The sequence below is a fragment of the Flavimobilis sp. BM9 genome (genome assembly GCF_058313055.1).
This window is the reverse complement of sequence record NZ_JBZEMO010000006.1, coordinates 188,222-207,798: the sequence shown is the minus strand read 5'-3', so window position 1 is coordinate 207,798 and position 19,577 is coordinate 188,222. Positions and strand designations below refer to the sequence as shown.

Here is a 19,577-nt window from a genome sequence, read left to right as displayed (position 1 = left end):
GTCTGCGGCGGGTCCGTGGTCGGGCCACGGACGTATGAGATAGGTTTCACCATGCTCGACCCCGGACCGCAGGAGGCACAGTGACCACGCAGGACCTCAACCACGTCCCGCCGGTCCTACCGGACCCTGCCACGCAGCCGCCGCGCTGGCTGCCGAAGGCCTTCGTCATGGCCGTCGTCACGGTCTTCGTGGGGATCTTCGTCTGGCGCTCTCTCGGGATGCTCACGGGCCTGATCATCAACCTCGTGATCGCGCTGTTCATCTCGCTCACGCTCGAGCCGCTGATCGTGGCGCTCGTGCGCCGCGGCTGGAAGCGTGGGCTCGCGACCGGCGCGGTCATGGGCGGCGCGTTCCTGACGATCGTCGGGATGATCGCGATGTTCGGGACGATGTTCGTCCAGCAGGTCATCGAGTTCGGCAAGAACCTCCCCGCGCTGTACGAAGACATCCGTGGCTGGGTCGAGAAGACCTTCGACACGCAGCTGCCCGACCAGAAGAAGCTCGTCGGCCAGGCGCTCGACGGCTGGGGCGACGACGTCGCCCAGGGCGTCGTCGGCGTCGGGACGTCGCTGCTCGGCGGCGTGTTCGCGGTCATGACGATCGGCCTGGTCGTCTACTACCTGTGCGCGGCCGGCCCACGCTTCCGGGCCGCGATCTGCCGCTGGCTCGCACCGAAGAACCAGGCGACGGTCCTGTCGCTGTGGGACATCACGCAGTCCAAGGTGTCCGCGTTCATCAACTCGCGGCTGGCGCTCGCGTTCCTGTCGACCGCGTTCACGCTGATCTTCCTGCTGATCCTGAAGATCCCGTACTCGTTGCCGCTCGCGCTGTTCACGGGCATCGTCTCGCAGTTCGTCCCGACGATCGGCACCTACATCGGTGGCGCGCTGCCGATCCTGCTCGCGCTCGCGGAGAGCCCTGTCAAGGCCCTCGCGGTGCTCATCTTCATCGTCGTGTACCAGCAGATCGAGAACTATCTCTTCGCGCCGAAGATCTCCGAGAAGGCGCTCGAGATGAACCCGGCGGTCGCGTTCGTCGTCGTCATCGCGTTCGGCGCGGTGTTCGGGGCCCTCGGCGCGTTCCTCGCGCTGCCCGTCGCCGCGACCATCCAGGCGGTCATGTCGACGTACCTGCAGCGGCACGAGCTGATCGACGAGACGCTCCTCGACGAGTCTCAGCCTTCCGCGGCTGCGGCGGAGACGACCACTCCCACGACCGACGCCTCGGCTCAGGACTCGTAGAACACCCGCTCGACGACCTGACGGCAGCGGCGCGACGCCCGGAGGTAGTCCTCCTCGAGGGCTGACGCCTCCCCGGCCGGGTAGTCGAGTATGCGCGACACGCCTGCGAGGTCGAGACGATCGCTCGGCAGCATGTCGCCGTGCGCCCCGCCGACCCGCCCGGACCACAGCACGACGGCGTTGCGGATGCCCGACGCGAGGACCCAGGCCTCGCGGAGCACGACGGCGTCCGCCTCCGTGACGAGGCCCGCCTCGGCGAGGGCGTCGAGCGCCTCGAGCGTCGACGTCGTGCGCAGGGCCGGGATCTCGTGGGCGTGCTGCAGCTGGAGGAGCTGCACGGTCCACTCGACGTCGCTGATCCCGCCGCGGCCGAGCTTGACGTGGCGAGCAGGGTCGACGCCGCGCGGCATGCGCTCCGACTCGACGCGCGCCTTGATCCGTCGCACCTCGCGCACCTGCACGGTCGTGAGCTCTGCCGGGTATCGCACCGTGTCGATCAGCGCGGTCATGTCGGCGCACAGCGCCTCGTCGCCAGCGACGGTGCGCGCACGCAGGAGCGCCTGCGCCTCCCACACCTCGGACCATCGCTGGTAGTACTCGGCGTACGAGTCGAGGGACCGCACGAGCGGGCCCTGACGGCCCTCGGGGCGCAGGTCGGCGTCGACCTGGAGGCCCGGCTCCGGTCCCATGTCTCCCAGCAGGGAGCGAAGCCGCGAGGCCACCGCGAGCGAGTATGCGCCTGCGTCGGCGTCCGTCGCCCCCGGGGCGGCGCGATGCACGAACATCACGTCGGCGTCGGACCCGTAGCCGGGCTCGCGGCCGCCGAGGCGGCCCATCGCGACGATCGCGAGACGGGCGGGTGCCTCGGCGATGCCACGCTCGCGCCGGACAGCGGCCTCCGCGATCCGGAGCGCCCCCTCGAGGGTCGCGTCCGTGACAGCGCTGATCGCCTCAGCAGCGCGCACAGGGTCACTGATGCTCAGCACCTCGCCCACGGCGGTGCGCGCGAGCTCACGGCGCCGCAGCGCCCGCAGCAGCTGGGTCGCCTGCTCGACGTCGTCGGAGCGCGTGAGCATCGCGTCGACCTCACGGCGCAGACGCTCAGCGCCCAACGGGACGAGCTCTGCGTCGTCCGCGAGCCACGACACCGACTCGGGCGACAGCGCGAGCGCGTCCGCAGCGAACCGCGACGACGACAGCAGGCGGGCGAGTCGCTGCGCTGCCGAGCCGGAGTCGCGCAGCATCTTCAGGTACCAGTGAGTCGTCCCGAGCGTCTCCGAGAGCCTGCGGAACGCGAGGAGCGCCGAGTCCGGGTCCGCGCCCTCACCGAACCAGCCGAGCAGGACAGGAAGCAGCTGCCGCTGGATCGCTGCCCGTCGCGAGACGCCCTCCGTGAGGGCCGCGATGTGCCGGACCGCGCCGCGAGGGTCGCGGTAGCCGATCGCGGCGAGCCGCGCCTGCTGGTTCTCCGGGCTCAGGCTCGCCTCGGCACGGGAGAGCTGTGCGACGGCAGGCAGCAACGGCCGGTAGTAGAGCGCCTCGTGCATGCTGCGGACGTCGCGCCGCGTCTCCTTCCACCGGTCGAGGAGACCCGCCGCCCCCTCCTCGCGCATCCCTGCGGTGCGGGCGAGCCGGCGCAGGTCGGCCTCGTCCGTCGGCAGGAGGTGGGTGCGCTCGAGCCGGAACATCTGGATGCGGTGCTCGAGCACCCGCAGGAACCGGTAGGCGACGGACATGCGGGCGGCGTCGTCACGCGCGACGTATCCGCCGGCCGTGAGAGCGGCGAGGGCCGTGAGCGTGTGCGCGCTGCGGATCGTCTCGTCGGTACGGCCGTGCACGAGCTGCAAGAGCTGCACCGTGAACTCGACGTCCCGCAGACCACCCTTGCCGAGCTTGAGCTGACGGTCCGCCTCGGGGGCCGGGACGTGGTCCTCGACACGGCGTCGCATCGCCTGCGAGTCAGAGACGAAGTTCTCGCGGGTGACCGCCTGCCACACCATCGGACCGACCGCATCGAGGTATGCGCGGCCGAGCTCGCGGTCCCCCGCGACCGTGCGCGCCTTGAGGAGCGCCTGGAACTCCCACGTCTTGGCCCAGCGCTCGTAGTACGCACGATGGCTCGTGAGGGTCCGGACGATCGGCCCGTCCTTGCCCTCGGGCCGCAGCGCAGCGTCGACAGGCCACAACGGCGGCTCGTTCGACGGCGCTGAGCACGCCCGCGTCAGGCCCGTCACGAGCCGGGCTCCGACACGCATCGCGACCGACTCCTCGACGCCGTCGGCAGGCTCCGCGACGTAGATGACGTCGACGTCGCTCACGTAGTTGAGCTCGCGCCCGCCACACTTGCCCATGCCGAGGACCGCCAGGCGCACCTCGAGCCCGTTTCCCTCGATCCCCGTGCGCGCGATCGCGAGGCCCGCCTCGAGCGAGGCTGCCGCGAGGTCGGCGAGAGCAGCGCCGACCGCCGGCAGGATCGACAAGGGCTCGGGCGACGTCAGGTCGGACGCCGCGATCCGCAGGAGCCGCGAGCGATACGCGCGGCGCATCGCACCGGTCGCCTCGTCGACAGGCATGCCCGCGATGGGCACGGCCGCTTCCGGGTCGGCCCCGACCGCGCGGAGCAGCTCGGCACGCACCTCGCCCGCGTCGACCCCGATGCCCGGCGTCAGGTCGGCGAGGACGTCGACGAGTTCGGGGTGACGGATGATCTCGTCGCCGAGCGCCGCGGACGCGCCGAGCACCGCAGCGGCCCGGGTGAGACCGGGACCGGGCTCCCCGACGAGCGCCGCGAGACGCTCCGACCACGACGTGCCACGGACGGTCGAGCACAGCCGCACGAGCGCGAGCAGCGCGAGGTCCGGATCGGCAGCCCCGCCCACGGCGCCGACGAGAGGAGACGTCGGACCGACCGAACCCAGCACCTCGACGAGGTCCTTGTCCTCGAGAAGGTTCTGGGCGCGCGTCGTGTCGACGAAGCCCAGACGGCGCAGCCGGCTGCTCGCCGACTCTCGGCGCGTTCCGCGCGGGCCGGGCTCTGCCACGTCCTGCACCGAGCTCATCGCGAGGAGGCCCGCGTCACAGGACCGGCAGGAACCGGTCCAGCTCGAACTGCGTCACCTGCGAGCGGTAGACGTCCCACTCCTGGCGCTTGTTGCGCAGCACGTAGTCGAACACGTGCTCGCCGAGCGTCTCGGCGACAAGCTCGGACTGCTCCATGAGCTCGATCGCCTTGTCGAGCGACTGCGGGAGCGGCTTGATGCCCGCCGCCTTGCGCTCCGCGTCCGTCAGCTCCCAGACGTCCTCCTCCGACCCCTCGGGGAGCTCGTAGCCCTCCTCGATGCCCTTGAGGCCCGCGGCGAGCAGGAGTGCGAACGACAGGTACGGGTTGGTCGCGGCGTCGAGCGCGCGGTACTCGACGCGCGACGAGTTCGTCTTGCCCGGCTTGTACATCGGCACGCGCACGAGCGAGGAACGGTTGTTGTGGCCCCAGCAGATGTAGCTGGGCGCCTCGGCGCCGCCCCACAGGCGCTTGTACGAGTTCACGTACTGGTTGGTGACGGCGGTGATCTCGGCAGCGTGCGTGAGCAGGCCCGCGATGAACGACCGGCCCGTGCGGGAGAGCTCGTACTGCGCGCCCGGCTCGTGGAACGCGTTACGGTCCCCCTCGAAGAGCGACAGGTGCGTGTGCATCCCCGAGCCAGGGTGCTCGGCCATCGGCTTCGGCATGAACGACGCGAACACGCCCTGCTCGAGCGCGACCTCCTTGATGACCGTGCGGAACGTCATGAGGTTGTCTGCGGTCGTCAGCGCGTCCGCGTAGCGCAGGTCGATCTCGTTCTGCCCGGGCCCGGCCTCGTGGTGCGAGAACTCGACGGAGATGCCCATGGACTCGAGCATCTGGATCGCCGCGCGGCGGAAGTCGTGCGCGTTGCCGCGCGCGACGTGGTCGAAGTAGCCCGCCTGGTCGACCGGGACGAGCGGGTCCTTCGGCGACGCCTGCGGCCGGAACAGGTAGAACTCGACCTCGGGGTGCGTGTAGAAGGTGAAACCCTTGTCAGCCGCACGGTCCATCGCGCGCTTCAGCACGAAGCGCGAGTCGGCGAGCGAGTGCGTGCCGTCCGGGTTGAGCAGGTCGCAGAACATGCGCGCCGTGCCGTTGCGCTCACCGCGCCACGGGAGCACCTGGAACGTCGACGGGTCAGGCCGGGCGATCATGTCCGCCTCGTAGACCCGCGTCAGCCCTTCGATCGCGCTGCCGTCGAAGCCGATGCCCTCCGCGAACGCCTGCTCGAGCTCCGCCGGCGCGATCGCGACCGACTTGAGCATCCCGAGCACGTCCGTGAACCAGAGACGGATGAACCGGATGTCTCGCTCCTCGACGGTGCGGAGCACGAAGTCCTGCTGCTTGTCCATGGACCTATCCTGCCTGAACTCTTGTTTCATCCGGATGACCTGCTCGGGTGTCGCTGCGGGCTCGCGCCCACGCCGAACACTCTAGGCTGAACTTATGGCTGAACTGCGTATCGCCCTCGCACAGATCGACACGTGCGTCGGCGACCTGACCGGCAACGCTGCGGCGGTCGCCGACTGGACCCGGAAGGCGGCGGACGCGGGCGCCCGGCTCGTCGCGTTCCCGGAGATGACACTGACGGGCTACCCGATCGAGGACCTCGCGCTGCGGGCGTCGTTCCAGCGTGCCGCTGACAGCGCCGTGCGCGCCCTCGCGACCGAGCTCGCCGAGACGGGTCTCGGCGACGTCACCGTCGTCGTCGGCTCGGTCGGCACGGGTGGCGGGAGCCGCCCGACGAACCGCGCCGTCGTGCTGCGCGGCGGAGAGGTCGTCGCGCACTACGACAAGCACCACCTGCCTAACTACGGAGTGTTCGACGAGGCACGCATCTTCGTGCCGGGTGAGGAACCCGCGGTCGTCGACGTCGACGGTGTGCGCGTCGGGCTCGCGATCTGCGAGGACATCTGGCGCGAGGGCGGGACCGTCGAGCAGCTCGCCGAGCACGGCGTCGACCTGCTTCTCGTCATCAACGGCTCGCCGTACGAGGAGGGCAAGACGCACCTTCGCCTCGAGAGCGCGGCCGCGCGCGCCGCGCAGGTCGGTGCGCCCCTCGCGTACGTCAACATGGTCGGCGGTCAGGACGACCTCGTGTTCGACGGCGGCTCGTTCGTCCTCGACAGCGACGGCACGGTCCTGGCGAGCGCCCCGCAGTTCGTCGAGCACCTGCTCGTGTGGGACGCGACGACGACCGGCGCTCAACAGCCTGGTCCGCAGGTCCAGGCGCTCGACGCCGACGAGGAGGTCTACCGGGCTCTCGTCACCGGGCTGACGGGCTACGTCCGCAAGAACGGCTTCCGGTCGGTCGTGCTCGGACTGTCGGGCGGCATCGACTCGGCGCTCGTCGCCGCGATCGCTGCCGACGCGATCGGTGGCGAGAACGTCGTCGGCGTCGGCATGCCGTCGCGCTACTCCTCAGACCACTCGAAGGACGACGCCACGGACACGGCGAAGCGCATCGGCGCGGACTACCGGGTCGTGCCGATCGGACCGATGGTCGACGCGTTCGAGAGCAACCTCGATCTCGAGGGGGTCGCCGCCGAGAACCTCCAGGCGCGCATGCGCGGCGTCACCCTCATGGCGCTGTCCAACATGGAGGGCCACCTCGTCCTCGCGACCGGCAACAAGTCTGAGCTGGCCGTCGGCTACTCGACGATCTACGGCGACGCCGTGGGCGGGTTCGCGCCGATCAAGGATGTCGACAAGTCCCGCGTGTGGGCCCTCTCCCGGTGGCGCAACAACCACGCGATCGACCGCGGCGAGATCCCCCCGATCCCCGAGAGCTCGATCACGAAGCCGCCGTCTGCAGAGCTTCGCCCTGGCCAGGTCGACCAGGACAGCCTGCCCCCGTACCACCTGCTGGACGAGGTCATCGACGCGTACGTCGAGCGCAGCGAGGGGCGCGCCGAGCTGCTCGCTCGCGGCTTCGACGCGGACGTCGTCGAGCGCGTCGTGTCGCTCGTCGACCGCGCCGAGTGGAAGCGTCGGCAGTACCCGCCGGGCCCCAAGGTGACGGGAGTGGCTTTCGGCCGTGACCGCCGCCTGCCGGTCACGAACCGGTGGCGCGAACCCGCCGAGTGACGCCCCCGGACCCCCGAACCCAGCACGCCTGCCGAAAGACCCAGGAGCCATCAGGATGACCACCCACACCCCTGCCGAGCAGCCCCAGCACGCGGCCGCACCCCGTCGCGTCCGCGTGCACCACCTTCGCGAGGCCAAGTCGACCGGCCGCCAGCTGACGATGCTCACCGCCTACGACGGCCCGACCGCCCGCATCTTCGACGCTGCCGGCGTCGACATGCTGCTCGTCGGCGACTCGATCGGCGACAACATGCTCGGCCACGACACGACCATCCCGGTGACGGTCGACGAGATGGTCGTCGCGACCCGCTCGGTCGCCCGTGCGACGGCGCGGGCGATGGTCGTCGCGGACCTTCCGTTCGGCTCCTACGAGGCCTCCCCCGCACAGGCTCACGCGACGGCGGTGCGGATGCTCAAGGAGGCTGGTGCGCACGCCGTGAAGTTCGAGGGTGGCCGTCGCGTCGCCGCGCAGGTCGAGCTGTTGTCCGGCGCCGGCATCCCGGTCGTGGGCCACCTCGGCTTCACGCCGCAGTCCGAGAACATGCTCGGCGGCAAGCGCATCCAGGGCCGCGGGCACGAGGCCGCTGAGCGGCTCAAGGAAGACGCCCTCGCCCTGCAGGAGGCTGGCGCGATCGCGATCGTCCTCGAGATGGTCCCCGCCCCGGTCGCTGCCGCGATCACCGAGATCCTCACGATCCCGACGATCGGGATCGGCGCGGGCTCGGAGTGCGACGGCCAGGTGCTCGTGTGGACGGACATGGCGGGCATGGGTGACTGGTCGCCGCGCTTCGCCCGCCGCTTCGGCGAGGTGGGCCAGGCGCTGCACGACGCCGCCGCGAGCTTCGTCTCCGAGGTGCAGTCCGGGGCGTTCCCGACCGCGGAGCACTCGTACGACAGCTGAGCGACCGCTGACACGCCGACGGCGCGGTACCCGCGAGGGTCCCGCGCCGTCAGCGTCTGCACCTCAGAAGAGGAGGTACGCCTCCGAGCGGAGCCAGAAGCCGTGTCCCGTCGCGTCCTCACGGCAGGCGACGCCCTGGGGAGACGCCGCGCACGAGAAGCCTCCGGCCCGTGTGCTCTCGCCGTACCCGAGCACGGCCGGCATCTGGGGCAGCTCACGCTCACCCGCGCACACGGCCTGCGCGCCCCCTGCGGTGACCTGCATCGCGAGGGCCCAGCCGGCGTCGCACCCTTCGGGCGCGTCGCTGCGGTCGTACACGGCCGCCGAGATGTCGCAACGCGCCTGGCCGCCCGCGATCGTGCACACCACGTTGCCGGACGGCAACGCGAACGCGGCCACGTCCGACGTCGCAGCCTCGCCCACGAGCAGCTCGGGCGGTACGGCGGCGGCGAGCTCGTCGCGCTCCTGTGCGGCGTCGACGGCGGACCGCAGGCCGCCGTTGCGCACGTGCGCTTCAAGGACCCCCTGCACCGCAGCCGGGACGTTCGTCGCGGTGACGGCCTCGGTCGCGTAGACCGAGCCGCAGCGCACGGCGAGCTCCTCGAACGGGACGCCGACGAGCGGCTCGACCGCGCCGTCGGCGATCCACCTGTCGGGCGTGAGGGCTGAGGTCGCGAGAGTGACGATCGCCTGGCCGTCGCCGGCCGAATCGTTGCACGCGCTCGCCGTCGCATGGCCCTGTGCGGCGACGACCGCGGCGCCGAGGTCACCGGACGCGGCCGCGAGCGACGTCGCCGCGTCGGCCACCTCGCCGACGCCCTCGGCTGCGGCCTCGGCCCCGGGGGCCTGAGCATCCGCGGCGGCGTCGTTCCCGTCGCGCGGCGCACGCCAGAGGAGCACCGCTGCGACGACGACGCAGACCACGACGACGAGCGACGTGAGGAACACCGCCGTCGCGACGATCGGGCTCGGACCTCGCGGCACGACGGCGCGCTGCTGGCCCGTGCGGGGGCCACGAGTCATGGTGTCAGGCATCGCCGTCCCGTTCCGCCGCTTCACGGCGATCCTCTGCGTCCCACGCGTCGGAAGCCGCGCGCGCCTTGTCGAGCGCGTGCTCCGCCTCCTCGCGGGTCTTGTACGGTCCCATCCGCGTCGACCAGGCGCCCTGCTTGCCCTGCGTCACCTGTCCGGTCGCGGTGTCGAAGTAGTACTCGCCGTCGTCGGCCACCACATCTCCTTCGGCTTCCCGGCACGAACTCGGTCGCGACAAAAGTACACTTCAACCATGCCCACGACGACGCGCCACACCCGAGACCCGCTGCAGCCGGGGGTGGTCGGCGCCCCGCGGGCGGTCCCGGCGGGCATCGCTCGACCGGAGTACGTGGGCCGTCCGGGGCCCGCACCGTTCTCGGGCTCCGAGATCAAGACGCCGGAGACGATCGAGCGCATCCGTGTCGCCGCGCGGCTCGCTGCCCAGGCGCTGCAGACCGTCGGCGAGGGCGTCGCACCCGGCGTGACCACCGACGAGCTCGACCGGATCGGCCACGAGTTCCTCCTCGACCACGGCGCGTACCCGTCGACGCTCGGTTACCGGGGCTTCCCCAAGTCCCTGTGCACGTCGCTCAACGAGGTCATCTGCCACGGGATCCCCGACTCCACGGTGCTCGCCGAGGGCGACATCGTGAACATCGACGTCACCGCGTTCATCGGTGGTGTCCACGGGGACAACAACGCGACGTTCGCCGTCGGGGAGATCGCACAGGAGGACGCCGACCTGATCGAGCGCACCCGTGAGGCGCTCGCCCGCGGCATCGCCGCCGTCAAGCCGGGCCGCGAGGTCAACATCATCGGCCGGGTGATCGAGAAGTACGCCGCTCGATTCGGCTACGGCGTGGTCCGGGACTTCACGGGGCACGGCGTCGGGGAGTCGTTCCACTCCGGGCTGATCATCCCGCACTACGACTCGGCCCCGGAGTACTCGACCGTGATCGAGCCAGGCATGGTCTTCACGATCGAGCCTATGCTCACTCTCGGGACGCACGAATGGGTCATGTGGGACGACGGCTGGACCGTCCTCACGAAGGACGGGTCCCGTACGGCGCAGTTCGAGCACACCCTCCTCGTCACCGAGACCGGAACGGAGATCCTGACTCTCCCATGAGCACAGACCTCGAGCACGAGATCGCGTTCGGCATCGACATCGGTGGCAGCGGCATCAAGGGCGCCCCGGTCGACCTGCGCACCGGTGAGTTCACGGCGGAGCGGCTGCGCATCCCGACGCCGGGCGTCTCGACGCCAGCAGCCGTCACCGCGGTGGTCCGCGAGCTCGTCGACCACTTCGACCTTCCGGCAGCTACTCCCGTGGGTGTCGCGTTCCCGGGGCCGATCCATCACGGCCGCATCCGGTTCATCGCGAACCTCGACGAGTCCTGGGCGGGGATCGACCTGGACAACCTGCTGGCCGCGGAGCTCGGCCGTCCGATCCGTGCGGTCAACGACGCGGACGCGGCAGGCTTCGGCGAAGCGCTCTACGGCGCCGCCGCTGGCGCGAAGGGCACGATCCTCGTGACGACGCTCGGCACGGGCATCGGCTCGGCGATCATCGTGGACGGTCACCTGCTGCCGAACACCGAGCTGGGTCACATCGAGATCGACGGCTTCGACGCCGAGTCCCGTGCGGCCGACTCGGCTCGCACACGCGAGGACCTGTCGTTCCCGCAGTGGGCGGAGCGCCTGCAGCGTTACTACGAGGCGGTCGAGATGCTCTTCTCCCCCGACCTGATCGTCGTGGGCGGTGGCGTGTCGAAGCACCACGAGAAGTTCCTGCCGCTGCTCGAGCTGAGCGCACCGATCGTCCCGGCGCAGCTGCGCAACCGGGCAGGGATCGTGGGTGCCGCGGCGCTCGCGGCGGGACGCGACCTCTAGGCTCGAACGACGAAGCGCGCCCGCCGGGTAACCCGGCGGGCGCGCTTCTGTCGTCTGTGTCAGCTCGCGAGGGTGGTGCGGCCCTCGGGAGCCGGGTCGCCGGTCAGGCCGAGCAGCTCGGCGATGCCGAGCATCTCGATGACGTCGCGGACGAGCTGAGGAGGCTTGCGGACGACGACGTCGATGCCCTCGTCCGCGCCGATCGTGCAGAACTGCACGAGGAACGCGATGCCGGTCGAGTCCATGAACGTCACGGACTCGAGGTCGATGACGACGGGGAGCTCACGCTCGAGCGCGCTCGCGAGAACCCCGCTCGCCTCGCTCCGCAGCGCCCCATCGATCTCACCCCACAGGACGACGCGGCTCTTGACCTCGGAGACCTCCATGTTGATGCCGCCGACGGGATCCCCGTTCCGGCCACCATGTTCGTCGCTCATCACGAGCCCCTCTTCCTCTGATTGCGCACCGCAAAGCTGCGGCCACGGCCGAGTCCTACTCTGGCACAGCCACCTAGCACCCGCACGACAAGGCCTTTGCGTTGACCAGAACCGTTGGTTACCTGGTTTCTGCGGTCTCGGACGCTCCCGTGGGCACGTCGACGAGAGCGCTCGCACGCCAGGTCGCGTCGACCTGGACCGCCATCGCACGGACACCGCACAGCGCGACCACGAGCGCCGCGATGCTAGAAACACCCGACGCGGAGAGGAGCACAGGGCTGTCGATCGCCGAGGCGACGAGGCCGAGCACGAGGCTCCCGACGAGGAGGCCGATCGCCCACGTGAAGAACGGCACGCCGCTCAACGTCCCGGGACGACGCCGGCTCGCAGCCCAGCGCGTGCCGTCGCTGTACCGCTCCCGGTCCGGGTTGGACGGGTCGTCGTGCCAGCCGCGCGCGGCAAAGCTCTCGCTCATGTGGATCTCCCCTGGTCATCGCGCCCTGGCGCGCCCTGTACTGCCGTCACGCTAGCGGGGCCTGGCAGGCGCGTCCACGGGGACGGCGAGCACGGAGTGCGGATGAGTCGGTCTGTACGCCGGGTTCTGTCCACGGGCGAGTTGCCTCGCTCCGATGGGCGGCCATCCATCTACGACGTACGTTGCCGCACGCCTCCAGCGACCTACCCGGGTGCTCGGGCGAGCAGCCCTCGAACGCACCCTGTCTGGTCTTGCTCCAGGTGGGGTTTACCTAGCCGCGACAGTCGCCCGCCGCGCTGGTGGTCTCTTACACCACCGTTTCACCCTTACCCGTCCGAGGACGGGCGGTCTGCTCTCTGTGGCACTTTCCCGCGGGTCACCCCGGGTGGGCGTTACCCACCACCTTGCTCTACGGAGCCCGGACGTTCCTCGGTGCACCAGGTGCAACGCGGCCGCCCGACCGACTCATCCGCCCGGCAATCGTACCGTCGCACGGGGCTGCGTCCGACACGGGTGCGACGTCGGTCACGGCGGGCGTCCAGCGCCCGGGCCGGCGCGAAGGCGGCGGCTAGGGTGGGCGCGTGCTGATCCTGCTTCCCCCGTCCGAGGGCAAGACCGCCCCGTCTTCCGGCAGGCCCGTCGACCTGCACGGCCTCGTCCACGCGGAGCTTGCTCCGGCACGGCGCAAGGTGCTCGACGCGCTCGCGGCGACGTCGGCTCAGGTCGACGCTCTCGAGGTGCTCGGCGTCGGGGCCAGCCTCGCGGACGAGGTCGCGCGCAACACGGCGCTGACGACGGCTCCGGCAGCACCGGGGGCGCGGGTCTACACGGGCGTCCTGTATGCGGCGGCGGACCTCGCCGCCGTGCTCGACGGTGATGACGACGTGGCGCGCGCCCGTCTCGACGACGTTCTGACGTTCTCAGCGTTGTGGGGTCTCGTCCGGCCGACGGACCACGTGCCGGCCTACCGGCTGTCGATGTCGGTGGACCTTCCGGGCATCGGCCCGCTCGCACGGTTCTGGCGTCCCGAGCTCGCGGTGCTCGACGCGCGCGCCGAGGGCGATGTCGTCGTCGACTGCCGGTCGTCGAGCTATGCCGCTGCGTGGCGCGTGCCCGCGGGCGCGGAGCACGTGCAGGTCAAGGTGCTGCGCGAGCTGGCGGGCAAGCGGACGGTCGTCTCGCACCACGCGAAGCACACGCGTGGCCTGCTCACCGGGCACCTGCTGCGCCGCCCCGCCGACCCTCCGCGTACGGCGGCCGAGCTGCTCGACGCCGCAGGCGAGATGGTCGGTACCCGGCTCCACGACGTCTCGCTCGTGCCGGGCACGAAGCACAGCACGCTCGAGCTCGTCGTCACTGACTAGCTCGGCGAGACCTCAGAACGCGTCGTTGCCGCGCACGAGGATGCGGCCCGTGTCCTCGCAGTAGACGATCTCGTCCTCGCTGAGCGCCTTGATCCGCGAGAGCTCGGCAGGGCTGATCGGCATGCCCGACGCCTCGGACCGTCCGTGGCGGAGCGCCGCGACGGCGACGCCGCCGAGGCGTCCGCGCAGCCGCTCGTAGATCGTGACGAGGCCGTCGTCGATCCCGACGACGGTCTTGGCACGCTCGTCCGCGACCGCGTCGCGGAGCCGGTCGAGCTCGACGAACGCGGCGTCGCGCTCCGCCTCGACCTCGGTCTTCGCGGCGACGAGCTTCGCGTGCGCGGCCTCGATCTCGGCGAGGGCCGTCTCGTGCGCCTCGAGGCGCTCCATGACGTCGAGCTCGACCTCTTCGAGGTCACCCTGTCGCTTCGCGAGGGACTCGAGCTCGGAGACGAGCGCCTGCGCATCCTTCGCACCGACGGCACCCGAGTCGAGGCGCGCCTGGTCGCGCTCGGCACGGGCGCGCACCTGCTCGACGTCTGTCTCGGCCTTGGCGAGCTCGCGGCGCAGGTCGCTCGCGGCGGTGCGGGACGCGACGAGGGTCGTCGTCAGGTCGGCGAGCTGGCTGTCGAGCTCGACGAGGCGCGCGAGGGTGGGGTGCTTCGCACGCTGGTGCGCGATCTGGTCGAGGCGGGTGTCCAGCGCCTGCAGGTCGAGCAGACGTCGCTGGTCGTGAGCCGGTGCAGTCGCCATGGGGGGTGCCTCTCGATCGTGTGCTGTTGTCGGCGGCCCGGGAGCGCGCCCGGGTACCACGGTATCCGGTCCGCGCTGCATCGCGGCTCCGCGACCCGGCGCCGTGCGGGTGCGGTCAGTCGCGTGCCGGGCTCGCGAAGCGCGCGGTCCACGGGTCGGTGCGCACCGTGCTGACCCACGCCTCGATCGCGCCTCCTGCGCCGGCGACGTCGGCGACGAGGTCGCCGGCTGCGTACCGCAGCCACGGCCACTCGCTCGCGAAGTGCGCCGTGTCGATCAGGAACGGACGGCCGTCGCCGCGCAGCGCGTCGAGCTCGCGTGCGTCCGAGACGGGATGGTGCTTGAGGTCGCTCGTCACGTACACGTCGGCGCCCGCAGCGCGGGCCGACCCGATCTCCGAGTCACCGGACCCGCCGAGGACCGCGACCGTCTCGACCTGGGCGTCGAGGTCGCCCGCGACTCGGACGCCCTGCGCTGTCGCCGGCAGGACCCGGGCGACGTGCTCCGCGAAGTCGCGCAGCGAAGTCGGGGCGGAGAGGCGACCGACCCGGCCGAGGCCTGTGCCCGTCGCGGACGCAGGTGCCGGGACGAGCGGGCGTGTGTCGACGACGCCGAGGACGTCGGCGAGGGCGTCCGCGACCCCGCGCTTCGCGGCGTCGGCGTTCGTGTGCGCCGCGTAGAGCGCGCAGCCGGCGCGCACGAGCCTGTGCAGCAGGGCGCCCTTGGGCTCGTCTGCGGCGATCGAGTGCACACCGCGCAGCAGGAGCGGGTGGTGCACGACGACGAGGTCGGCGCCCCGTGCGATCGCCTCGTCGGCGACCGCCGCGACCGGGTCGACCGCGAACAGGACCGTGCGCACCGGCTGTGCGGGGTCGCCTGCGACGAGGCCGACGGCGTCCCACGGCTCGGCGGTCGTCGGCGGGTACCGACGCTCGAGGTGCGCGACGACGTCGGACAGCGTGGGCGTCTGGGGGCTCATGCGAGCAGGCTACCGACCTCTCGGGTGCCGGGCTGCGGCGCGGGCGTCCGTGACAAGATGCCGGGGTGAACACGCTGCCTCCGGCCGACCCCGATGCCCCGGGCTGGGCGCGGACCCCGGTCACCGACACGGACGTGCGCCGCGACGCGATCGCCGCCGTCGCCCTCTTTGCGGGGTCGCTGCTGTCGATGGTCCTCTGGACGATCGCGGGCCTGTACGACGACCCGCTGACAGGCCCGGGCGCCGCCGCCCTGCTCGCGGCGACCACCCTCCCCCTCGCGCTGCGTCGCCGCTACCCGGTCCCCGTGCTCGTGGCCGTGTCCGTCGCCTTCATCGCGACGGTCAGCCTCGAGGTGTCCGAGACGCTCATCCTCAACATCGCACTGTTCACGGCGTTCTACTCGGTCGGCGCGTGGGAGCCGCACCGCAAGCGGGCGACATGGGCGAGAGGCACGGTCGTCGTCGCCATGCTCGTGTGGCTCGCGATCGGCCTGGTGCAGGCTGCGACCGACCCGGAGACGATCAAGAAGTTCGAGGAGGACGGCGGTGTCGCGGGCGGCATGTTCTCGCCGCTCGTCGCCTACCTGCTCATCCAGATCCTCACGAACGTCCTGTACTTCGGTGCTGCGTGGAGCTTCGGCGAGCGCGCGTGGACCTCGGCGCGCGACCGCGCGCGCAACCGGTGGCGCGACCATCAGCTTCAGGTCGAGCGGATCCGTTCGGAGGCGCAGGCGATGACCATCGCGCGGCTCCAGCTCGCCCGTGAGCTGCACGACGCCGTTGCGCACCACGTGTCCGTCATGGGCCTGCAGACGTCGGCCGCCCGGGCGCTGCTCGAGGCCGACGCGGAGCAGGGCAAGGTGACGGCCGCGCTCGAGCACGTCGAGGACTCGGCGCGGCAGGCGATCGACGAGCTCCACACGCTCATCGGCACGCTCCGCGACGAAGCGACGAGCCCGGTCTCCACGGACGGTCCCGGCGACCGCACCGAGGCACTCGCGTCGCTCGGAGTCGAGAGCATCCCGCAGCTCGTCGACGACACCCGCGGCACCGGGACCGGGGTCGACTTCCAGGTGATCGGCGAGCCGTTCCCGCTCACGCCGGTCACGTCGCTCAACGTCTACCGGATCGTGCAGGAGGCGTTGACGAACGTGCGCCGTCACGCGGGTGCGGGCGCCCGCGCGGACGTGCGGTTGCGCTACCTCGACGACGCGCTCGAGATCGAGGTGTCCGACGACGGTGCGGGCGCGTCCTCGGCGCGTCGCTCCGGCCCGGGTGGGCTCGGCATCGTCGGCATGCGCGAACGCGTCGCGGCCGAGGGCGGCACGCTCCACGTCGGCGCCGCGCTGCCGCGCGGCTTCGTCGTCCGCGCGCACCTGCCGCGCAAGTGCACGGGCGTCGACGGGACGCGCACGGCGGTGCGCGTCGGAGGTTCCGATGAGTGACGTCCGTGTCCTGATCGTCGACGACCAGGCGCTCGTCCGTGAGGGGATCGCGACGATCCTCGACGCGCAGCCCGGCATCACGGTCGTCGGGCAGGCGGCCGACGGCGCGGCGGGGCTCGCGGAAGCGCGCCGCCTCGATCCTGACGTCGTCTGCATGGACGTGCAGATGCCCGACATGGACGGCCTCGAGGCGACACGGCTCGTCGTCGCCGACCCGACCATCCGTGCGGGCGTGCTCATCCTCACGACCTTCCAGCGTGAGGACTACCTCGTGGCGGCGCTCCGGGCGGGCGCAGCGGGCTTTCTCCTCAAGAACGCCCGCCCCGCGCAGCTTGCCGAGGCGGTCAGGTCCGTCGCCGAGGGCGATGCGCTCCTCGCGCCCGAGATGACCCGCGCCGTCCTCGAGAGAGCGGTGCTGGGCGCTCCGGTGCCGCAGGTCGAGGCACCCGAACCGTCCCTCCCCCGTGAGGTCGAGTCGCTCACCGAGCGCGAGCTCGAGGTCCTCGACCTCATGGCGCAGGGCCTGTCCAACGACGAGATCGCGGCGCGCCTCTTCCTCGGGCGCGCGACGATCAAGACCCACGTGTCCAACCTCCTCGCGAAGCTGGGCCTGCGCGACCGCGTGCAGGCCGTGGTGTTCGCGCACGAGCACGGCCTCGTCCGGCGCTGAGCCGTTCGCGCGGCCCGCTGACCTGCGCTGCGACGCCCAGGACCACGTCGTTCATCCTCGCGGACTAGCCCGTTCCACCTCGCGGCGGAAGCGTCGGGGACAGCGCCGTCCCTAGGCTCGAGCCAGGCGACACCGCCACCGACGAGGGAGTGAACGTGCTGAGGCTCGACCACATCAACAGGTCCTTCGGGGACCTGCGCGCGCTGGACGACGTGTCGTTCGGCGTCGCGCCCGGCCGACTGACCGGGTTCATCGGCGCGAACGGCGCCGGCAAGACGACGACCATGCGCATCATCCTCGGCGTGCTCGCCGCGGACTCGGGAAGCGTCACGTTCGACGGCGCCCCGCTGAGCCACGCCCAGCGCCAGACGATCGGATACATGCCCGAGGAGCGCGGGCTGTACCCGAAGATGAAGGTCATCGACCAGCTCGTGCACCTCGCGAGGCTGCACGGCTACGACCGTGCGGCCGCGCGACGGAACGCGAGCACGCTCATCGAGAGCCTTGGGCTCGCGGAGCGCGCCGACGAGCCGCTCGAGAAGCTGTCGCTCGGCAACCAGCAGCGCGTCCAGATCGCGGCCGCGCTCGTGCACGAGCCGACCGTCCTCATCCTCGACGAGCCGTTCTCCGGGCTCGACCCGATCGCGGTCGACGTGGTCGTGCGCGCGCTCGCGGAGCGCGCCGCCCAGGGCGTACCCGTCCTCTTCTCGTCGCACCAGCTCGACGTCGTCGAGCGCCTGTGCGACGACGTCGTCATCATCTCGGGCGGCAAGATCCAGGCCGTGGGCACGCGTGACGGCCTGCGCGACGAGTTCGGGGGCAGCCGCTTCGAGATCGCGACGGGTGGGGACATCGGCTGGCTCCGGGGCGTCCCGGGCGTCGAGGTCGTCGAGTTCACCGGAGGCGACGCGGTGTTCGACGCGTCCCCCGAGACGGCTCAGGCCGTCCTGGCCGACGCCGTCGCCCGTTCGTCGGTCGCCCGGTTCGGCAGGCTGCGCCCCACGCTCGGCGAGATCTTCCGCGAGATCACGAGCGAGGCCGCCAGCGTCGAGCAGTCGTCCACCCAGAGCATCGAGGAGACCGTCCGATGAGCACCGAGCACCCCACCCCGCCCAGCTCCACGAGCGCCGCGCTGATCGTCGCGGAGCGGGAGATCATCAGCCAGGTCACGACGAAGTCGTTCATCGTCTCGACGATCATCACGCTCGTCCTGGTGCTCGGCAGCATCATCGCGTCGAGCTTCTTCGCCGACGACGCCTCCGACGTCCTCGGCGGTGGTGACCCCTCCGAGCGGACGCAGGTCGCGGTCGTCGCGGCGACCTCGCAGACGGTCGGCGCGGTCCCCTCGCTCAGTCCGGTCGTCGCCGCGTCCGAGGAGGAGGCTCGCGCTCTCGTCGCCGACGAGACCGTCAAGGCGGCCGTCCTGCCGGGGCCGGAGCCGTCCGGGCTCCTCGTCGTGACCCTCACCGGGGTCGACCACGAGATCATGGACGCCCTCGCCGTCACGCCGACGACCGAGGAGCTCGAGCCGGCCACGACGTCGGAGGGCGTGCGGTACATCGTCGCCCTTGCGTTCGGGCTCGTGTTCATGATGATCGGGGCAGGCTCCGGCGGCATGATCGCGCAGTCGACGGTCTCCGAGAAGCAGACGCGTGTCGTCGAGATCCTGCTCGCGACCGTGTCGGCCCGGGCCTTGCTCGCGGGCAAGATCCTCGGCAACACGGTGCTCGCGCTGGGCCAGGCGGCGGCGATCGCCGCCACAGCGGTGCTCGGGCTCGTGCTCACGGGGCAGGACGAGCTCCTCGGCATGCTCGGCACGCCGATCCTGTGGTTCGTCGCCTTCCTCGTCGTCGGCTTCCTGCTCCTGGCTGCGGTCTATGCGGCAGGTGCGTCGCTCGTCTCCCGCGTGGAGGACACCGGGTCCGTGATCATGCCGGCCATGATGCTCACGATGATCCCGTACTTCCTCGTGGTGTTCCTCAACGAGAACGAGGTCGTCATGACCGTGCTCTCGTACGTCCCGTTCTCGGCGCCGGTCGGCATGCCGGTGCGCCTGTTCTTCGGCGAGGCGCAGTGGTGGGAGCCGCTCGTCGCGATCGTGATCCTGCTCGCGTCGGCGTACGCGGTCATGGCGGTCGCGGCCCGGATCTACTCGGGTTCGCTCCTGCGGACCGGTCCGCGGGTCAGCGTGCGCGACGCGCTCGCGTCGAGCTCGCGTGAGGCCGTCTGACGGCGACGC

Annotated in this window: 18 protein-coding genes and 1 other RNA gene; 10 read left to right on the top strand and 9 right to left on the bottom strand. The window is 71.4% G+C overall.

All coding sequences use genetic code 11. From position 1 onward, the window contains the following. Positions 1–80: 80 nt before the first annotated feature. Positions 81–1,241, top strand: a complete 1,161-nt coding sequence (locus AC4F3Q_RS12170; RefSeq protein ID WP_491040186.1) for an AI-2E family transporter — start codon at positions 81–83, stop codon at positions 1,239–1,241. Here AC4F3Q_RS12170 and AC4F3Q_RS12165 read toward each other — a convergent pair. Both AC4F3Q_RS12165 and AC4F3Q_RS12160 read right to left on the bottom strand, forming a co-directional pair. Then, positions 1,229–4,300: a bifunctional [glutamine synthetase] adenylyltransferase/[glutamine synthetase]-adenylyl-L-tyrosine phosphorylase gene (locus AC4F3Q_RS12165; RefSeq protein ID WP_491040185.1), complete on the bottom strand. Its 3,072-nt coding sequence runs from the start codon at positions 4,298–4,300 to the stop codon at positions 1,229–1,231. The genes AC4F3Q_RS12170 and AC4F3Q_RS12165 overlap by 13 nt on opposite strands. A 16-nt stretch (positions 4,301–4,316) precedes the next feature. After that, positions 4,317–5,654, bottom strand: coding sequence for a glutamine synthetase family protein (locus AC4F3Q_RS12160; protein WP_168447220.1), 1,338 nt, complete (start codon positions 5,652–5,654; stop codon positions 4,317–4,319). A 94-nt stretch (positions 5,655–5,748) separates the two neighbouring features. On the opposite strand from AC4F3Q_RS12160, the gene AC4F3Q_RS12155 reads away from it, so the two are divergent. After that, entirely contained in the window at positions 5,749–7,389 is a 1,641-nt protein-coding gene (locus tag AC4F3Q_RS12155) for an NAD+ synthase (RefSeq protein WP_491040184.1), read from the top strand. A gap of 55 nt (positions 7,390–7,444) precedes the next feature. Beyond that, on the top strand, positions 7,445–8,290 hold the full coding sequence (gene panB / locus AC4F3Q_RS12150; protein ID WP_168447218.1) for a 3-methyl-2-oxobutanoate hydroxymethyltransferase: 846 nt from the start codon (positions 7,445–7,447) through the stop codon (positions 8,288–8,290). Positions 8,291–8,353: 63 nt separating this feature from the next. Here the strand turns inward: panB and AC4F3Q_RS12145 are convergent, their stop codons facing one another. Then, positions 8,354–9,325 (bottom strand): DUF6636 domain-containing protein, encoded by a 972-nt coding sequence (locus tag AC4F3Q_RS12145; RefSeq protein WP_491040183.1) that lies wholly within the window; start codon positions 9,323–9,325, stop codon positions 8,354–8,356. Further along, positions 9,318–9,518 carry an SPOR domain-containing protein gene (locus AC4F3Q_RS12140; RefSeq protein WP_350308779.1) on the bottom strand — a complete coding sequence of 67 codons (201 nt, stop codon included), beginning with the start codon at positions 9,516–9,518 and terminating at the stop codon, positions 9,318–9,320. Before AC4F3Q_RS12140 ends, AC4F3Q_RS12145 begins: the two co-directional genes overlap by 8 nt. Positions 9,519–9,575: 57 nt before the next feature. On the opposite strand from AC4F3Q_RS12140, the gene map reads away from it, so the two are divergent. Together map and ppgK are read left to right on the top strand one after the other, a co-directional pair. Next, positions 9,576–10,451 carry a type I methionyl aminopeptidase gene (gene map, locus AC4F3Q_RS12135; RefSeq protein ID WP_491040182.1) on the top strand — a complete coding sequence of 292 codons (876 nt, stop codon included), beginning with the start codon at positions 9,576–9,578 and terminating at the stop codon, positions 10,449–10,451. After that, on the top strand, positions 10,448–11,215 hold the full coding sequence (ppgK, locus tag AC4F3Q_RS12130; protein WP_168447214.1) for a polyphosphate--glucose phosphotransferase: 768 nt from the start codon (positions 10,448–10,450) through the stop codon (positions 11,213–11,215). Before map ends, ppgK begins: the two co-directional genes overlap by 4 nt. Before the next feature lie 59 nt (positions 11,216–11,274). Here the strand turns inward: ppgK and AC4F3Q_RS12125 are convergent, their stop codons facing one another. The 3 genes from AC4F3Q_RS12125 to rnpB form a co-directional block, all read right to left on the bottom strand. Next, positions 11,275–11,652, bottom strand: a complete 378-nt coding sequence (locus AC4F3Q_RS12125) for an STAS domain-containing protein (RefSeq protein WP_491040181.1) — start codon at positions 11,650–11,652, stop codon at positions 11,275–11,277. A gap of 118 nt (positions 11,653–11,770) precedes the next feature. Next, positions 11,771–12,127: a hypothetical protein gene (locus AC4F3Q_RS12120; protein ID WP_491040180.1), complete on the bottom strand. Its 357-nt coding sequence runs from the start codon at positions 12,125–12,127 to the stop codon at positions 11,771–11,773. A gap of 99 nt (positions 12,128–12,226) precedes the next feature. Then, an RNA gene (gene rnpB / locus AC4F3Q_RS12115) (RNase P RNA component class A) lies at positions 12,227–12,595 on the bottom strand. Positions 12,596–12,708: 113 nt separating this feature from the next. On the opposite strand from rnpB, the gene AC4F3Q_RS12110 reads away from it, so the two are divergent. Then, the gene (locus tag AC4F3Q_RS12110; protein WP_491040179.1) at positions 12,709–13,491 is read left to right on the top strand and encodes a YaaA family protein; all 783 of its coding nucleotides are present in this window, start codon (positions 12,709–12,711) and stop codon (positions 13,489–13,491) included. Between the two features lie 12 nt (positions 13,492–13,503). On the opposite strand, the gene AC4F3Q_RS12105 is transcribed toward AC4F3Q_RS12110, so the two are convergent. After that, positions 13,504–14,244 carry a zinc ribbon domain-containing protein gene (locus AC4F3Q_RS12105; protein ID WP_491040178.1) on the bottom strand — a complete coding sequence of 247 codons (741 nt, stop codon included), beginning with the start codon at positions 14,242–14,244 and terminating at the stop codon, positions 13,504–13,506. Between the two features lie 115 nt (positions 14,245–14,359). After that, the gene (locus AC4F3Q_RS12100; RefSeq protein WP_491040177.1) at positions 14,360–15,223 is read right to left on the bottom strand and encodes a Nif3-like dinuclear metal center hexameric protein; all 864 of its coding nucleotides are present in this window, start codon (positions 15,221–15,223) and stop codon (positions 14,360–14,362) included. Positions 15,224–15,288: 65 nt separating this feature from the next. Here AC4F3Q_RS12100 and AC4F3Q_RS12095 point away from each other — a divergent pair, with 65 nt between their 5' ends. From AC4F3Q_RS12095 to AC4F3Q_RS12080, 4 genes are all read left to right on the top strand, one after another. Next, on the top strand, positions 15,289–16,668 hold the full coding sequence (locus tag AC4F3Q_RS12095) for a sensor histidine kinase (RefSeq protein ID WP_491040176.1): 1,380 nt from the start codon (positions 15,289–15,291) through the stop codon (positions 16,666–16,668). Continuing rightward, positions 16,661–17,338 carry a response regulator gene (locus tag AC4F3Q_RS12090; RefSeq protein ID WP_491040175.1) on the top strand — a complete coding sequence of 226 codons (678 nt, stop codon included), beginning with the start codon at positions 16,661–16,663 and terminating at the stop codon, positions 17,336–17,338. Before AC4F3Q_RS12095 ends, AC4F3Q_RS12090 begins: the two co-directional genes overlap by 8 nt. Positions 17,339–17,493: 155 nt before the next feature. After that, positions 17,494–18,429, top strand: coding sequence for an ABC transporter ATP-binding protein (locus tag AC4F3Q_RS12085; protein ID WP_491040174.1), 936 nt, complete (start codon positions 17,494–17,496; stop codon positions 18,427–18,429). Continuing rightward, positions 18,426–19,568: an ABC transporter permease gene (locus AC4F3Q_RS12080; RefSeq protein ID WP_168447194.1), complete on the top strand. Its 1,143-nt coding sequence runs from the start codon at positions 18,426–18,428 to the stop codon at positions 19,566–19,568. Before AC4F3Q_RS12085 ends, AC4F3Q_RS12080 begins: the two co-directional genes overlap by 4 nt. The last annotated feature ends 9 nt before the right edge of the window (positions 19,569–19,577 follow it).

Coding starts and splice junctions, on each gene's coding strand:
- AC4F3Q_RS12155 (WP_491040184.1), top strand. CDS start 5,749: ATGGCTGAACTGCGTATCGCCCTCGCACAGATCGACACGTGCGTCGGC.
- AC4F3Q_RS12160 (WP_168447220.1), bottom strand. CDS start 5,654: ATGGACAAGCAGCAGGACTTCGTGCTCCGCACCGTCGAGGAGCGAGAC.
- ppgK (WP_168447214.1), top strand. CDS start 10,448: ATGAGCACAGACCTCGAGCACGAGATCGCGTTCGGCATCGACATCGGT.
- map (WP_491040182.1), top strand. CDS start 9,576: ATGCCCACGACGACGCGCCACACCCGAGACCCGCTGCAGCCGGGGGTG.
- AC4F3Q_RS12125 (WP_491040181.1), bottom strand. CDS start 11,652: ATGAGCGACGAACATGGTGGCCGGAACGGGGATCCCGTCGGCGGCATC.
- AC4F3Q_RS12090 (WP_491040175.1), top strand. CDS start 16,661: ATGAGTGACGTCCGTGTCCTGATCGTCGACGACCAGGCGCTCGTCCGT.
- AC4F3Q_RS12080 (WP_168447194.1), top strand. CDS start 18,426: ATGAGCACCGAGCACCCCACCCCGCCCAGCTCCACGAGCGCCGCGCTG.
- panB (WP_168447218.1), top strand. CDS start 7,445: ATGACCACCCACACCCCTGCCGAGCAGCCCCAGCACGCGGCCGCACCC.
- AC4F3Q_RS12105 (WP_491040178.1), bottom strand. CDS start 14,244: ATGGCGACTGCACCGGCTCACGACCAGCGACGTCTGCTCGACCTGCAG.
- AC4F3Q_RS12120 (WP_491040180.1), bottom strand. CDS start 12,127: ATGAGCGAGAGCTTTGCCGCGCGCGGCTGGCACGACGACCCGTCCAAC.
- AC4F3Q_RS12100 (WP_491040177.1), bottom strand. CDS start 15,223: ATGAGCCCCCAGACGCCCACGCTGTCCGACGTCGTCGCGCACCTCGAG.
- AC4F3Q_RS12145 (WP_491040183.1), bottom strand. CDS start 9,325: ATGCCTGACACCATGACTCGTGGCCCCCGCACGGGCCAGCAGCGCGCC.
- AC4F3Q_RS12165 (WP_491040185.1), bottom strand. CDS start 4,300: ATGAGCTCGGTGCAGGACGTGGCAGAGCCCGGCCCGCGCGGAACGCGC.